Source organism: Streptococcus oralis subsp. dentisani, assembly GCF_002096335.1.
GTDB lineage: Bacteria > Bacillota > Bacilli > Lactobacillales > Streptococcaceae > Streptococcus > Streptococcus oralis_Z.
In genome coordinates this window covers 38,010-53,146 of record NZ_NCUW01000029.1, presented here as the reverse complement: position 1 = coordinate 53,146, position 15,137 = coordinate 38,010, and the positions used below count along the sequence as shown (strand labels likewise).

General features: G+C 42.5%; 12 protein-coding genes. All 12 read left to right on the top strand.

Going from position 1 to position 15,137, the window contains the following annotated elements; genetic code table 11:
* Positions 1 to 10 precede the first annotated feature (10 nt).
* The 12 genes from nrdF to B7709_RS04925 all read left to right on the top strand — a co-directional run bounded on the left by nrdF (position 11) and on the right by B7709_RS04925 (position 14,710).
* Positions 11 to 961, top strand: a complete 951-nt coding sequence (nrdF, locus tag B7709_RS04980; protein WP_084971952.1) for a class 1b ribonucleoside-diphosphate reductase subunit beta — start codon at positions 11 to 13, stop codon at positions 959 to 961.
* A gap of 142 nt (positions 962 to 1,103) precedes the next feature.
* A complete protein-coding gene (locus B7709_RS04975) occupies positions 1,104 to 2,384 on the top strand; it encodes a glycoside hydrolase family 125 protein (protein WP_084971951.1) in 1,281 nt (426 codons plus the stop codon).
* Between the two features lie 81 nt (positions 2,385 to 2,465).
* Positions 2,466 to 5,111 (top strand): alpha-mannosidase, encoded by a 2,646-nt coding sequence (locus B7709_RS04970; RefSeq protein WP_084971950.1) that lies wholly within the window; start codon positions 2,466 to 2,468, stop codon positions 5,109 to 5,111.
* 134 nt (positions 5,112 to 5,245) lie between these two features.
* Positions 5,246 to 6,115: an ROK family protein gene (locus B7709_RS04965; protein ID WP_084971949.1), complete on the top strand. Its 870-nt coding sequence runs from the start codon at positions 5,246 to 5,248 to the stop codon at positions 6,113 to 6,115.
* Complete coding sequence (locus B7709_RS04960; protein ID WP_084971948.1) at positions 6,109 to 7,989, top strand: beta-N-acetylhexosaminidase; 1,881 nt, start codon at positions 6,109 to 6,111, stop codon at positions 7,987 to 7,989. The genes B7709_RS04965 and B7709_RS04960 overlap by 7 nt, the downstream gene beginning before the upstream one ends.
* Positions 7,990 to 8,189: 200 nt before the next feature.
* Positions 8,190 to 9,119 (top strand): ABC transporter permease, encoded by a 930-nt coding sequence (locus B7709_RS04955; protein WP_000714584.1) that lies wholly within the window; start codon positions 8,190 to 8,192, stop codon positions 9,117 to 9,119.
* 13 nt (positions 9,120 to 9,132) lie between these two features.
* Positions 9,133 to 10,056, top strand: a complete 924-nt coding sequence (locus B7709_RS04950; protein WP_000818344.1) for a carbohydrate ABC transporter permease — start codon at positions 9,133 to 9,135, stop codon at positions 10,054 to 10,056.
* Between the two features lie 109 nt (positions 10,057 to 10,165).
* Positions 10,166 to 11,650, top strand: coding sequence for an ABC transporter substrate-binding protein (locus B7709_RS04945; protein ID WP_084971947.1), 1,485 nt, complete (start codon positions 10,166 to 10,168; stop codon positions 11,648 to 11,650).
* A 269-nt stretch (positions 11,651 to 11,919) separates the two neighbouring features.
* Positions 11,920 to 12,906 carry an oxygen-dependent tRNA uridine(34) hydroxylase TrhO gene (gene trhO / locus B7709_RS04940; RefSeq protein ID WP_084971946.1) on the top strand — a complete coding sequence of 329 codons (987 nt, stop codon included), beginning with the start codon at positions 11,920 to 11,922 and terminating at the stop codon, positions 12,904 to 12,906.
* Between the two features lie 158 nt (positions 12,907 to 13,064).
* A complete protein-coding gene (locus tag B7709_RS04935; RefSeq protein WP_084971945.1) occupies positions 13,065 to 13,868 on the top strand; it encodes a helix-turn-helix transcriptional regulator in 804 nt (267 codons plus the stop codon).
* Between the two features lie 56 nt (positions 13,869 to 13,924).
* The gene (locus B7709_RS04930) at positions 13,925 to 14,341 is read left to right on the top strand and encodes a VOC family protein (RefSeq protein WP_084971944.1); all 417 of its coding nucleotides are present in this window, start codon (positions 13,925 to 13,927) and stop codon (positions 14,339 to 14,341) included.
* 9 nt (positions 14,342 to 14,350) lie between these two features.
* Positions 14,351 to 14,710 (top strand): TfoX/Sxy family protein, encoded by a 360-nt coding sequence (locus tag B7709_RS04925; protein ID WP_061453930.1) that lies wholly within the window; start codon positions 14,351 to 14,353, stop codon positions 14,708 to 14,710.
* Positions 14,711 to 15,137: the final 427 nt, after the last annotated feature.

Sequence of the window (15,137 nt, the reverse complement as noted above, 5' to 3'; positions counted from 1 at the left end):
GAGGATTTATATGTTACATCGGACATTGAATTGGAAAGAAGTCGAGGATGAGTTAGACGACTATGTTTGGGATAAAGCTACGGCACAATTTTGGATTGATACTCGTGTTCCAGTATCAAATGACTTGCTTGATTGGAAGCAACTATCAAATCCGGAGAAAGAGGTTGTCAAGAAAGCGGTTGGAGGCTTGGCTTTGCTCGATACGCTTCAATCCGAAGAGGGGTTGTATTCTATTAAACAGCACGTTCGAACTCGCAAGGAGAGAGCGGTTCTGAGTGATTTTACATTTATGGAATCTATCCATGCTAAGACATACGGTACCATATTGATTTCGTTAAATACTTTTAAGGAAATTGAGAAAATATATGATTGGATGAATCAGGATCCTAAAATGCAGTATAAAGCCCAAAAGATAAATGAGATGTATCAGCATGGAACCCCTCTACAGGTGATGGTTGCGAGTGTGTTTTTAGAAGGAGTCCTATACTATAGCAACTTTTTCATACCGCTTTGGTATCGTGGACAAAATAAATTAGCTAATCTAGCAGAGTTAATCAAATTAGTAATTAGGGACGAATCCGTACATGGGACTTATCTGGGATATAAGTTTCGCTTAACCTTTGATGAGCTCTCAGAAGCAGAACAACATGAGTTCATAACTTGGATGTATCGTTTTTTAGATGATCTTTTAGAAAATGAGTTTGCATATACGGATGAAGTCTATGCGCCTATTGGTCTGGCGGAAGAAATAAAGGTATTTGTTAAATACAATGCCAATAAAGCGCTACAAAATATGGGCTTTCAAAGTTACTTTTCGGATATTATAGCGTCTGATGTGAATCCGATTGTCATGAATGGCATTTCGATTGAAACGGCCAATCATGATTTCTTTTCTCAAGTGGGTGCGGGATATCTAATGGGAAATGCAGAAGCAATGCTAGATGATGACTACGATTTTTAGAATAGACGAAACGATTCCAACGGAAATCTCTACATAATTTTTTCATAAGTTTGTTTCAAAACGCCTTTAGTTTGTGTATATCTTTTGGAGGCGTTTTTTTTTATACTGAACATGAAACTTGTTTGAAAGAGGAAACTGCACGATGATTTATTCGAAAGAAATTGTTAGAAAATGGTTAGACGAAGTAGCAGAGCGGGCCAAGGACCATCCGGAGTGGGTGGATGTCTTCGAGCGTTGCTACACAGACACCTTGGACAATACGGTTGAAATCTTAGAAGATGGCTCAACTTTTGTACTCACTGGGGATATTCCTGCCATGTGGCTTCGGGATTCGACAGCCCAACTTAGACCCTACCTGCATGTGGCTAAAAAAGATCCTCTCTTGCGTCAGACCATTGCAGGTTTGGTCAAGCGTCAGATGACCTTAGTACTCAAAGACCCGTATGCCAACTCCTTTAACATTGAGGAAAACTGGAAGGGCCACCACGAGACTGACCACACCGACCTTAACGGTTGGATTTGGGAACGCAAGTATGAGGTGGACTCGCTTTGCTATCCTTTGCAACTGGCCTATCTCCTTTGGAAAGAGACTGGCGAGACCAGTCAGTTTGATGAGACTTTTGTCGCAGCGACCAAGGAAATTCTTCATCTATGGACAGTGGAGCAAGACCACAAGAATTCTCCTTATCGTTTTGTCCGTGATACGGACCGCAAGGAAGACACCTTGGTAAATGATGGATTTGGACCTGACTTTGCAGTGACAGGGATGACCTGGTCAGCTTTCCGACCGAGTGATGACTGCTGTCAGTATAGCTATTTGATTCCGTCCAATATGTTTGCCGTAGTAGTCTTGGGGTACGTGCAAGAAATCTTTGCAGAACTAGACCTAGCTGATAGTGAGAGTATTATTGCTGATGCTAACCGTCTCCAGGCTGAAATCCAAGAGGGCATCGAAAACTACGCCTACACCACCAACAGCAAGGGTGAAAAGATTTACGCCTTTGAAGTGGATGGTCTAGGAAATGCTAGCATCATGGATGATCCAAATGTACCAAGTCTACTGGCTGCTCCCTATCTTGGTTACTGCGATGTTAATGACGAAGTTTATCAAGCTACTCGTCGCACCATTCTGAGTCCTGAAAATCCATACTTCTACCAAGGAGCATACGCTAGCGGTCTCGGAAGTTCCCATACCTTCTATCGTTATATCTGGCCAATCGCCCTTTCTATCCAAGGTTTGACAACAAGAGATAAGGCGGAGAAGAAATTCTTGCTGGATCAGCTGGTTGCTTGTGATGGTGGGACAGGTGTCATGCACGAAAGCTTCCACGTAGATGATCCAACGCTCTACTCTCGTGAATGGTTTTCATGGGCCAACATGATGTTCTGTGAGTTGGTCTTGGATTACTTGGATATCCGCTAAGGAGCAGACTTTTGCTCAACTGATTCTAGGAAAGAATCACAAATATATTTTTAAATTTAAGTTAGAATGAGGTTTTACTTCATGGAAAATGTTGTTGTACATATTATTTCTCACAGTCACTGGGATCGTGAGTGGTACTTACCTTTTGAAAGCCACCGTATGCAGTTGGTGGAGTTATTTGACAATCTTTTTGATCTTTTTGAAAATGATCCTGAGTTTAAGAGCTTCCACTTGGATGGTCAAACTATTGTCCTGGATGACTACTTGGAAATTCGCCCTGAAAATCGTGGCAAAGTCCAACGTTACATTGACGAAGGCAAACTCAAAATTGGCCCCTTCTACATCTTGCAGGATGACTACTTGATCTCAAGTGAAGCCAACGTCCGCAATACCTTGATTGGCCAAGCAGAATGTGCAAAATGGGGCAAATCAACCCAGATTGGTTACTTCCCAGATACTTTTGGAAACATGGGGCAAGCTCCTCAAATTCTTCAAAAATCAGGTATTCACGTGGCAGCCTTTGGACGTGGTGTGAAGCCGATTGGCTTTGACAACCAAGTCCTCGAAGATGAGCAGTTCACTTCCCAGTTTTCAGAAATGTACTGGCAGGGTGCAGACGGAAGTCGTGTCCTCGGAATCCTCTTTGCCAACTGGTACAGTAACGGGAATGAAATTCCAGTGGATAAGGACCAAGCCTTGACTTTCTGGAAACAAAAATTGGCAGACGTGCGTGACTACGCTTCGACCAACCAATGGTTGATGATGAACGGATGTGACCACCAGCCTGTACAGCGAAATCTGAGTGAGGCCATTCGTGTGGCAAATGAACTCTTCCCAGATGTGACCTTTGTGCATAGTTCATTTGATGACTATATCCACGCAGTAGAAAGTGCCCTACCGGAGCAACTATCAACGGTTACAGGTGAGTTGACCAGTCAAGAAACAGACGGTTGGTACACACTTGCCAACACTTCTTCTTCCCGTATTTACCTCAAACAAGCCTTCCAAGAGAACAGTAACTTGCTGGAGCAAGTAGTGGAACCATTGACTGTCATCACTGGCGGGCATAACCACAAGAACCAGTTGACCTATGCTTGGAAAGTCCTTCTACAAAATGCGCCCCATGATAGTATCTGTGGCTGTAGCGTGGACGAAGTTCACCGCGAGATGGAGACACGTTTTGCCAAGGTTAACCAAGTCGGAAACTTTGTGAAAACTAACCTTCTCAATGAGTGGAAGGGTAAAATTGCAACCCAGGAAGCTCAAAGCGACTATCTCTTTACGGTCATCAACACTGGCTTGCATGACAAGGTCGATACTGTCAGCACAGTGATTGATGTGGCGACTTGTGATTTCAAGGAATTGCACCCAACAGAAGGTTATAAGAAAATGGCAGCCTTGACCTTACCAAGCTACCGTGTCGAAGACTTGGAAGGACATGCTGTAGAAGCGAAAATCGAAGATTTGGGAGCTAATTTTGAGTATGATTTGCCAAAAGACAAGTTCCGTCAGGCTCGTATCGCTCGACAAGTGCGCGTGACAGTACCTGTTCATCTGGCACCACTTTCTTGGACAACCTTCCAATTGCTTGAGGGAGAACAAGAACACCGTGACGGTATTTACCAAAATGGAGTGATTGATACGCCATTTGTAACGGTAAGTGTGGATGAAAACATCACAGTCTACGACAAGACAACTCATGAAGCTTATGAAGATGTTATTCGCTTTGAAGACCGTGGTGACATCGGAAATGAGTACATCTATTTCCAACCAAAAGGAACAGAGCCTATCTACGCAGAACTCAAAGGCTATGAAGTCTTGGAAAATACAGCACGTTTTGCCAAGATCTTGCTCAAGCATGAATTGACAATTTCAGTAAGTGCAGACGAAAAACTGGATGCGGAGCAGAGAGGTATCATCGAGTTTATGAAGCGTGAGGCTGGACGTTCAGAAGAGTTGACAACCCTTCCTCTGGAAACAGAGATGACCGTCTTTGTTGACAATCCACAAATTCGTTTCAAGACTCGCTTTACTAACACAGCCAAGGATCACCGTATCCGTCTCTTGGTTAAGACACATAACACACGTCCAAGCAATGACTCTGAAAGCATCTATGAGGTAGTAACACGACCAAACAAACCAGCTGCTTCTTGGGAAAATCCTGAAAATCCACAACACCAACAGGCCTTTGTTAGTCTGTATGACGATGAAAAAGGGGTAACGGTAGCCAACAAAGGATTGCACGAGTATGAAATCCTTGGCGACGACACCATTGCAGTGACCATCCTTCGTGCTTCAGGTGAGCTAGGTGACTGGGGTTACTTCCCGACACCAGAGGCTCAGTGTTTGCGTGATTTTGAAGTTGAGTTTGCGCTTGAATGCCACCAAGCACAAGAACGCTTCTCAGCTTTCCGTCGTGCCAAAGCCTTCCAAACACCATTCACTAGTCTTCAGGTCGCTAAACAAGAAGGAAGTGTTGCTGCGACTGGTAGCCTCTTGAGTCATGCGGCACTCAGCTTACCACAAGTTTGCCCAACAGCCTTTAAAGTAGCGGAAAATGAAGAAGGATATGTACTCCGTTACTACAATATGAGTCAAGAAAATGTGCGCATATCTGAACACCAACAAATCATTCTTGACTTACTTGAGCGACCATATCCAGTTCATTCAGGACTATTGGCTCCACAAGAAATTCGTACAGAATTGATTAAAAAAGAAGACATTTAAGAGATTTGAAACTTCTCTAGAATGAGGAGACGGAACTCCCGCTGAGAAGAATTTCAAATGAAGTGAATAAGAAAAGAAAGGAGGGGCGAAAGAGTAAGGATTAACTACTGATTCGCCCCTTTTTTGGTGAAAATATGACGATTGCAACCATTGATGTCGGAGGGACTGGGATTAAGTTTGCCAGTCTGACTCCTGATGGGAAAATACTAGATAAGACAAGTATCCCAACACCAGAAACCCTAGAAGATTTACTGGCATGGCTAGACCAACGTCTATCAGAGCAAGATTATAACGGCATTGCTATGAGTGTGCCAGGCGCGGTCAATCAAGAAACAGGTGTGATTGAGGGCATCAGCGCTGTGCCCTACATCCATGGCTTTTCTTGGTATGAGGCGCTTGCCCATCATCAGCTACCTGTCCATCTAGAAAATGATGCCAACTGTGTTGGACTTAGTGAACTGCTAGCACATCCAGAGCTTGAAAATGCAGCCTGTGTCGTGATTGGGACAGGGATTGGCGGAGCTATGATTATCAATGGCAGACTTCACCGAGGTCGCCACGGCTTGGGTGGTGAGTTTGGCTATATGACAACCATTGAACCAGCTGAAAAACTCAACAACTGGTCGCAACTAGCGTCTACAGGAAACATGGTTCGCTACGTGATTGAAAAGTCAGGTCAATCAGACTGGGACGGACGCAAGATTTACCAAGAGGCTGCGGCTGGAAATGTCCTTTGCCGAGGAGCTATTGAGCGCATGAACCGTAATCTGGCGCAAGGCTTGCTCAATATCCAGTATCTCATCGACCCAGATGTCATTAGTCTGGGAGGCTCTATCAGTCAAAACCCAGATTTTATCCAAGGCGTCAAAAAAGCTGTCGATGAATTTGTCAAAACCTACGAAGAATATACGGTTGCACCAGTTATCCAAGCCTGCACCTATCACGCAGATGCCAATCTCTATGGTGCCCTTGTCAACTGGCTGCAGGAGGAAAACCAATGGTAATTTTTACAGGACTTAGTTCCAAACAAGTGCGAGCATTAGACTTGCTTAAAAAGCATATTTCGCTAGCAGATGTAGAGGTAGCAGTCGCTCAGTCTGACCAAGCCTCTATCTCTATCAAGGGTGAGGGTGGCCACTATCAACTGACCTATGGCAAACCGCACCAACTCTACCGTGCCTTATCCGTTCTAGCAACAGCTCTAGTAGAAGGTGATAAGGTAGAGATTGAAGAACAAGCTGCTTATGAAGATTTGGCTTACATGGCAGACTGTTCCCGAAATGCAGTGCTAAATGTCGCTTCTGCCAAACAGATGATTGAGGTCTTGGCTCTCATGGGCTACTCAACCTTTGAGCTTTACATGGAAGACACTTACCAGATTGAGGGGCAACCTTACTTTGGTTATTTCCGTGGTGCATACTCGGCTGAAGAGTTACAGGAAATCGAAGCCTACGCCCAGCAGTTTGACATGACCTTTGTGCCATGTATCCAGACTCTGGCCCATTTGTCAGCCTTCGTTAAATGGGGTGTCAAGGAAGTGCAGGAACTCCGTGATGTTGAGGATATCCTCCTTATCGGCGAAGAAAAGGTTTATAACCTGATTGATGGCATGTTTGCCACTCTGTCTAAACTGCAGACACGCAAGGTCAATATCGGGATGGACGAGGCCCACTTGGTTGGTTTAGGTCGTTACTTAATTCTGAACGGTGTTGTGGACCGTAGTCTCCTCATGTGCCAACACTTGGAGCGTGTGCTGGATATCGCTGATAAGTATGGTTTCCACTGCCAGATGTGGAGCGATATGTTCTTCAAACTCATGTCAGCAGATGGCCAGTACGACCGTGATGTGGAAATTCCTGAGGAAACCCGTGTCTACCTAGACCGTCTCAAAGACCGTGTAACCTTGGTTTACTGGGATTATTATCAAGACAGCGAAGAAAAGTACAACCGTAACTTCCACAACCATCACAAGATTAGCCAAGATATTGCCTTTGCAGGGGGAGCTTGGAAGTGGATTGGTTTCACACCCAACAACCATTTCAGCCGTCTTATTGCTATAGAGGCCAATAAAGCCTGTCGTGCCAATGACATCAAAGAAGTCATCGTGACGGGTTGGGGGGATAATGGTGGGGAAACAGCCCAGTTCTCTATCCTACCAAGCTTGCAAATTTGGGCAGAACTCAGCTATCGCAATGACCTAGACTGTCTGTCTGCTCACTTTAAGACTAATACAGGTCTTTCGGTTGAGGATTTTATGCAGATTGACCTAGCCAATCTCTTGCCAGATCTACCAGACAATCTCAGTGGCATCAATCCCAACCGCTATGTCTTTTATCAGGATGTTCTTTGCCCAATCCTTGACCAGCACATGACACCTGAACAGGACAAACCTCACTTCGCTCAGGCAGCTGAGATTCTCTCTGACATTAAAGAAAAAGCTGGGAACTATGCCTATCTCTTTGAAACTCAGGCTCAGTTGAACCAGATTTTAAGCAGTAAAGTGGATGTGGGACGACGCATCCGAGAAGCTTACAAAGCCGGTGACAAAGTCCGCTTGCAGCAAATCGCCAGAGAAGAATTACCAAAACTCAGAAGTGAGATAGAAACCTTCCACAAACTATTTAGCCACCAATGGATGAAAGAAAATAAGGTATTTGGCTTGGATACAGTTGATATCCGTATGGGCGGACTCTTGCAACGCATCAAGCGAGCAGAAAGTCGTATCGAGACTTATCTGGCAGGTCAGCTTGACCGCATCGAAGAATTAGAAGTCGAAATCCTACCATTCAACGATTTTTATGGAGACAAGGACTTCGCAGCTACAACAGCCAACCAGTGGCACACCATTGCGACAGCTTCGACGATTTATACGACCTAAAGGCATCTTTTCCGAGTCAGAATGTTTCTCGTGAAACCTATTTCTTATAAAAAACTTCTCCACATAAAATAATTTGTGGAGTTTTTTCTATAATTAGTAGTTTAACCTGACCTTCAAATAGGAGTATACTAATAATGTAATCGTTATCAAACCTAAAAATTCGATGAAATCAGTTTTTAGGAATAAAAAGGGAGGAAATTATGAAAAAGTTTTCAAAGACCTTGAGAGATAACTGGATCTTTCTCTTGATGGTTTTACCAGGGGCACTCTGGTTGATTCTATTCTTTTACATTCCAGTATTTGGGAATGTGGTCGCCTTTAAAGACTACCATATGACCAGTAATGGTTTCATAGATAGTATTGTGAATAGTAAATGGGTCGGGTTAGATAATTTCAGATTCTTGTTTAGTTCAAAAGATGCCTTTATCATCACTCGTAATACCGTTCTCTACAATCTCGGCTTTATCTTTATCGGTTTGATTGTATCAGTAGGGATTGCCATTATCCTCAGCGAGCTTCGCTCTAAGAGAATGGTTAAGATTTTCCAAACGTCTATGTTGTTCCCTTACTTCCTGTCATGGGTTATCATCAGTTTCTTTACAGATGCCTTCCTAAACATTGACAAAGGGGTTTTCAACCATTTCCTAACATCCATTGGTATGAAGGAAGTCAACTTCTACGCTGACTTAGGAATTTGGCCATACCTTCTCCTTTTCCTAGGTATTTGGAAAGGCTTTGGATATAGCAGTGTCATGTACTATGCGACAATCATGGGAATTGACCCAACCTACTACGAAGCAGCAACAGTGGACGGGGCTAGCAAGTGGCAACGTATTCGCAACGTAACCATTCCTCAGTTGACTCCACTTGTGACAGTCTTGACCATCCTTGCAGTCGGAAATATCTTCCGTGCAGACTTCGGTCTCTTCTATCAAATCCCACACAATGCTGGTCAGCTTTACAATGTAACCAACGTACTAGACGTCTATGTCTTTAATGGTTTGACTCAGACAGCAGATATCGGTATGGCTTCAGCAGCCGGTCTTTACCAATCCGTTGTCGGTTTGATACTGGTTATCCTATCAAACTTGCTTGCAAGACGAGTCGATCCAAACTCAGCTTTATTCTAGAAAGGAGGAGAATATGGCAGAAAAGAAAATTAAAAAAGAAAAAATCGATAATGTCGGCATTCACTCCTTTAGTAAGAAAGCGGATATCTTCTTTAGTATCATCTCTGGTTTGATTGCTCTTTCTTGTATCTTGCCCTTTATCTTCGTTATCATTATTTCAGTGACAGACGAAAAGAGCATTCTCCAGTATGGATATAGCTTTTTCCCTTCGAAGTTTGGTGTAGATGGATTCCAGTTCCTAGCTCAGTTTAAAGATAAGATCCTCCAAGCGCTCTTTATCTCAGTTTTTGTAACCGTAGTCGGAACAGTGACCAACGTCTTCATTACAACCACTTATGCCTACGCCATCTCACGTACAACCTTTAAGTACCGCAGATTCTTTACGATCTTCGCTCTTCTTAGTATGTTGTTCAATGCTGGTTTGGTACCAGGCTATATCGTGGTCACTCGCCTGCTTCAACTTGGTGATACCGTTTGGGCCTTGATTGTTCCCATGCTCCTTTCACCATTCAATATCATCTTGATGCGTTCCTTCTTCAAGAAGACCATTCCAGAAGCCATTCTGGAGTCCGCTCGTATCGATGGTGCCAGCGAAGCTCGGATCTTCTTCCAGATCTGTTTACCATTGTCACTTCCAGGTATCGCAACCATCACGCTTTTGACAGCTCTTGGTTTCTGGAACGACTGGTTCAACGCCCTTCTTTATATCAAGAGTGACAACTTGTATCCATTGCAATATTTGCTCATGCAAATCCAGCAAAATATGGACTACATCGCAAAAGCAGTCGGCCTATCTGGTCAACTGGGAGTTGCTCTACCAAAAGAAACAGGTCGTATGGCTATGGTTGTCGTTGCAACCCTTCCAATCGCGATTCTCTATCCATTCTTCCAACGCTACTTTGTTAAAGGTTTGACGATCGGTGGTGTGAAAGAATAGCACTTGCTGAGAAACACCGTTTCTCCCTTCCCAACTTCATCTTAGTGGACTGAAGTTACAAATTATTAAATCGTTTATAAGTTTAAAAATAAAAAAAGGAGTTTTTATCATGAAAAACTGGAAAAAATATGCTTTTGCATCTGCTAGCGTAGTCGCTTTGGCTGCTGGTCTTGCTGCTTGTGGAAACCTTACAGGTAACAACAAAAAAGCTGCTGACTCAGCTTCAGGTGAAAAACCTGTTATCAAAATGTACCAAATCGGTGACAAACCAGACAACTTGGATGAATTGCTAGAAAATGCAAACAAAATCATCGAGGAAAAAGTCGGTGCTAAATTGGATATCCAATACCTTGGATGGGGTGACTATGATAAGAAAATGTCTGTTATCACATCATCTGGAGAAAATTATGATATCGCATTTGCATCTAACTATGTCGTAAATGCTCAAAAAGGTGCTTATGCTGACTTGACTGATTTGTATAAAAAAGAAGGAGCAGAGCTTTACAAAGCACTTGACCCAGCTTACATCAAAGGGAACACTGTAAACGGTAAGATCTATGCAGTACCAGTTGCAGCTAACGTTGCATCATCTCAAAACTTTGCCTTCAACGGCGCTCTTCTTGCCAAATATGGCATTGACATTTCAGGTGTCACTTCATACGAAACACTTGAACCAGTCTTGAAACAAATCAAAGAAAAAGCTCCAGACGTAGTACCATTTGCGGTTACGAAGAACTTTATCCCATCTGATAACTTTGACTACCCAGTACCAAATGGACTTCCATTTGTTATCGACCTTGAAGGAGACACTACTAAGATCGTAAACCGTTACGAAGTACCTCGTTTCAAAGAACACTTGAAGACTCTTCACAAATTCTATGAAGCTGGATACATTCCAAAAGACGTAGCAACAAGCGACACTTCATTTGACCTTCAACAAGATACTTGGTTCGTTCGTGAAGAAACAGTAGGACCAGCTGACTACGGTAACAGCTTGCTTTCACGTGTTGCTAACAAAGATATCCAAATCAAACCAATCACTAACTTTATCAAGAAAAACCAAACAACACAAGTTGCTAACTTTGTCATCTCAAACAACTCTAAGAACAAAGAAAAATCAATGGAAGTGTTGAACCTCTTGAACACGAACCCAGAACTCTTGAACGGTCTTGTTTACGGTCCAGAAGGCAAGAACTGGGAAAAAGTTGAAGGTAAAGAAAACCGTGTCCGCGTCCTTGATGGATATAAAGGAAACACTCACATGTCAGGTTGGAACACTGGTAACAACTGGATCCTTTACATCAACGAAAACGTTACAGACCAACAAATTGCAGATTCTAAGAAACAATTGGCAGAAGCTAAAGAATCTCCAGCGCTTGGATTCATCTTTAACACTGATAGTGTGAAATCTGAAATCTCAGCAATTTCTAACACAATGCAACAATTCGATACAGCTATTAACACTGGTACTGTAGACCCAGATAAAGCAATTCCAGAATTGATGGAAAAATTGAAATCTGAAGGTGCCTACGAAAAAGTATTGAACGAAATGCAAAAACAATACGACGAATTCTTGAAAAACAAAAAATCATAAGACAAACTGATTTCGTGTATTCATTCCTAATTCCTAAAAATGTGATCACTGCCTTCCCTAGTTTCCTAGGGGAGGTAGTGATTTTTAGGATGTAAATAAAAAAATTGAGAGAATTATCTGCGATTCGCTATGGTTACTGATGAAGTGCAGTGGCAGGTCTCTCTACAATTTCCGGTCAAATAAATTGCATTCGTTTTCCCAAGTGGGTATACTAGTATAGTTGAATGAAAAATTCTGAAAATTTAAGAATAGAAAAGAGAACAAATCTTATGGCAAAAGATATTCGTGTCTTACTTTACTACCTCTATACTCCAATTGAAAACGCAGAGCAATTTGCGGCAGACCACTTGGCTTTCTGTAAATCAATCGGCCTCAAAGGTCGTATCCTAGTCGCTGACGAGGGAATCAACGGAACCGTTTCAGGTGACTACGAAACAACTCAAAAATACATGGACTACGTTCACAGCCTCCCAGGAATGGAAGACCTCTGGTTCAAGATTGACGAAGAAAATGAACAAGCCTTCAAGAAGATGTTTGTTCGCTACAAGAAAGAGATTGTCCACCTTGGTTTGGAAGACAACGACTTCGACAACGACATCAACCCACTTGAAACTACAGGTGCTTACTTGTCTCCAAAAGAGTTCAAAGAAGCCCTTCTTGACGAAGATACAGTGGTTCTTGACACACGTAACGATTACGAGTACGATCTAGGACATTTCCGTGGGGCTATCCGCCCAGACATCCGCAACTTCCGTGAGTTGCCACAATGGGTCCGTGACAACAAGGAAAAATTCATGGACAAGCGTGTCGTGGTTTACTGTACAGGTGGCGTTCGCTGTGAGAAATTCTCAGGTTGGATGGTGCGTGAAGGCTACAAAGATGTCGGCCAATTGCACGGAGGAATCGCAACTTACGGTAAAGACCCAGAAGTCCAAGGCGAGCTTTGGGATGGAAAAATGTACGTCTTTGACGAGCGTATCGCAGTTGATATCAACCATGTCAACCCAACCATCGTAGGGAAAGACTGGTTTGATGGAACACCATGTGAACGCTATGTCAACTGTGGAAATCCCTTCTGTAACCGTCGTATCTTGACATCAGAAGAAAATGAAGACAAGTACCTTCGTGGATGCTCACACGAGTGCCGTGTTCACCCACGCAACCGCTATGTTTCAGAAAATGAATTGACACAAGCAGAAGTAATCGAGCGCCTAGCTGCTATCGGTGAAAGCTTGGAAACAGTGGTAGCTCAGTAATCGCAGAGTAAATACCAAAAACTTTAGATGCTTCAAGCGTCTAAAGTTTTTTCATTATTTATTTGAAGCTTAGATTTTCATTATTAAGGTTTCGATTTTTTGTCCTTTCTTTTTGATGTGATATAATGGGGTTGAATAAATGGGAAAGGAGCAGGTCTATGTCTAAAGCTATCATGGAAGAAGTGGCAGCCTATCTGCGTCAGCATGCAGATGAAGAGCTGAGTCTGACCGATTTGGCTGAGCATTTCCATTATAGTCCTTTCCATCTATCCAGAACTTTCAAGAAAAAGATGGGTTTTTCTATCAAGCAATATGTGGAAGCTCTTAAGATGGAAAAAGGGATTCAGGAGATTGTAGAAAGCCGGCAAAATGTGACCGAGACCTCTATGGAAGCTGGTTATGATAGTCTAGGCAGTTTTTCCAATACTTTTAAGCGGCATACTGGACTTTCGCCTAAAAAATACTACCAAGAATCAACCAAGGCTTATGATTTTATGGTAAAACAGCTGGATGAGAAGGGAGCTTTGTTACATCAGGATCCCGACTGTAAAAGTGGCAATAGGCTGACTGTGGCGCTATCTTATCCTGAAGGGTATGAACCACGCCTTAGCTGTGTCGGACTGTTCAAAACCCGAATACCCAAAGAAGAGCCGGTTATCGGAGTAGCACTGAGTCAGGAGAGACAGTTTACTTTTGAAAATGTACCCGATGGTCGCTACTATCTTTTGGCCTGTGAATTGCTGGAGGATTTACGCCTAACTAAAAACTATGTCTTGAAGCATAACTTTCGCTGGGGCAGCGATGAGCCTCTCACTTTTGCAGGCGATAGCATCTATCAAGAGGAAATCAGCATGCGCAGGCCCTTGCCCAGTGATCCACCTATTACAGTTAATCTTCCAGTTTTAATCATGCGTTCCCTAGCCAAACAAGCGCAATTGAGAATAAGAAAATTTTTATCCTAATTGATAAACTGATACTAGAGATTTATTCTCAGTTATAAACAATTGGAGGAACAATAATGAAATTAGACGTGTTTTTAAGTTTTAATGGTCAGGCCGAAGAAGCTTTTCGTTTCTATGCGGATCTTTTTCAGACAGAGATAAAGGGACTTGTCCGAGCCAGTGAGATGATGGATCCAGCAGACCTTCCTGCAGAAAAACGAGATAAGATTGCCTGGATTGCCTTAGATACGGAAAACTTAACCCTGAATGGTGAGGATGTAGGTGTTTTTAATGACCTATCTATTCCTAGCAACCCTCAGCCCAATCAATGGTTGGTTCTGAGCCCAGATAGTAGAGAAGAAGCCGATGAGCTCTTTGCTAAGCTTGCTGAAGGTGGACGGATTCTCTATGCTCTAGAGAATCAAGCTTTTGCTAAGTTTTATGGCCGCTTGATTGACCGTTTTGGTATCGGCTGGGATGTGATGATGAAGTAGGGGAGAGCGATGGCATATAGTAAATCTTTGGCTCAACAGATTCGTACCATTTTAGCTACTGAACTTTCTCCTCGTGTTTTTGAAGAAGAGGTAGAAGAGAAGAAGATGTTTGGTGGTTTGGCTTTTATGGTCCGTGGTAAGATGACCGTTACTGTGAGTTCGAGAGGTCAAGAGCTTGTCATGGTCCGCATAGGTAAGGAACTGGAAAAGCAGGTCCTGCCTAAAAATGGTGCCAGTGTCACAGTGATGAAGGGCAGGCTTTATCATGGCTATATTGATTTAGATGGCGAAGCACAAAAGGAATTGTCTTACTGGATCAAGCTAGCTTTGGCCTACAATCAGGAGATGGCACAGCAGGATAAAAAGTAAGAAGAGCTCAGAATGAGTTTTTGCTTTCTTAGAAGTTTATTCATTGCTTTTCTATGAAATTCAGATATATTCTCAGAATATGTATTGATTTTATGACTTTAATTAGCAAGATTTTATGAAAATAAATCCTATACGAAGAAATGATGCTAAGAAGGAACATATAGGCAATTAAATTGATAAGCAAATTAAAAAGATCTACAATCATAAAAAGATATATGAGATTATAAAGAAATACTTACCTTTAGTTATAAGCGTAATATAGACGAAATGCTTGAACATCTAAGTTACGATTCCAATTATTCGTATAGATGCTTTGATAATAAGGAAGAAAAAATAAAATTTTCAAAGATTCAATTTGTAATAATTGATAAGGAAGAGGTTATTTTTGTTTCATCATCTTATGCATCTTATCCATATTCTTTGAAAG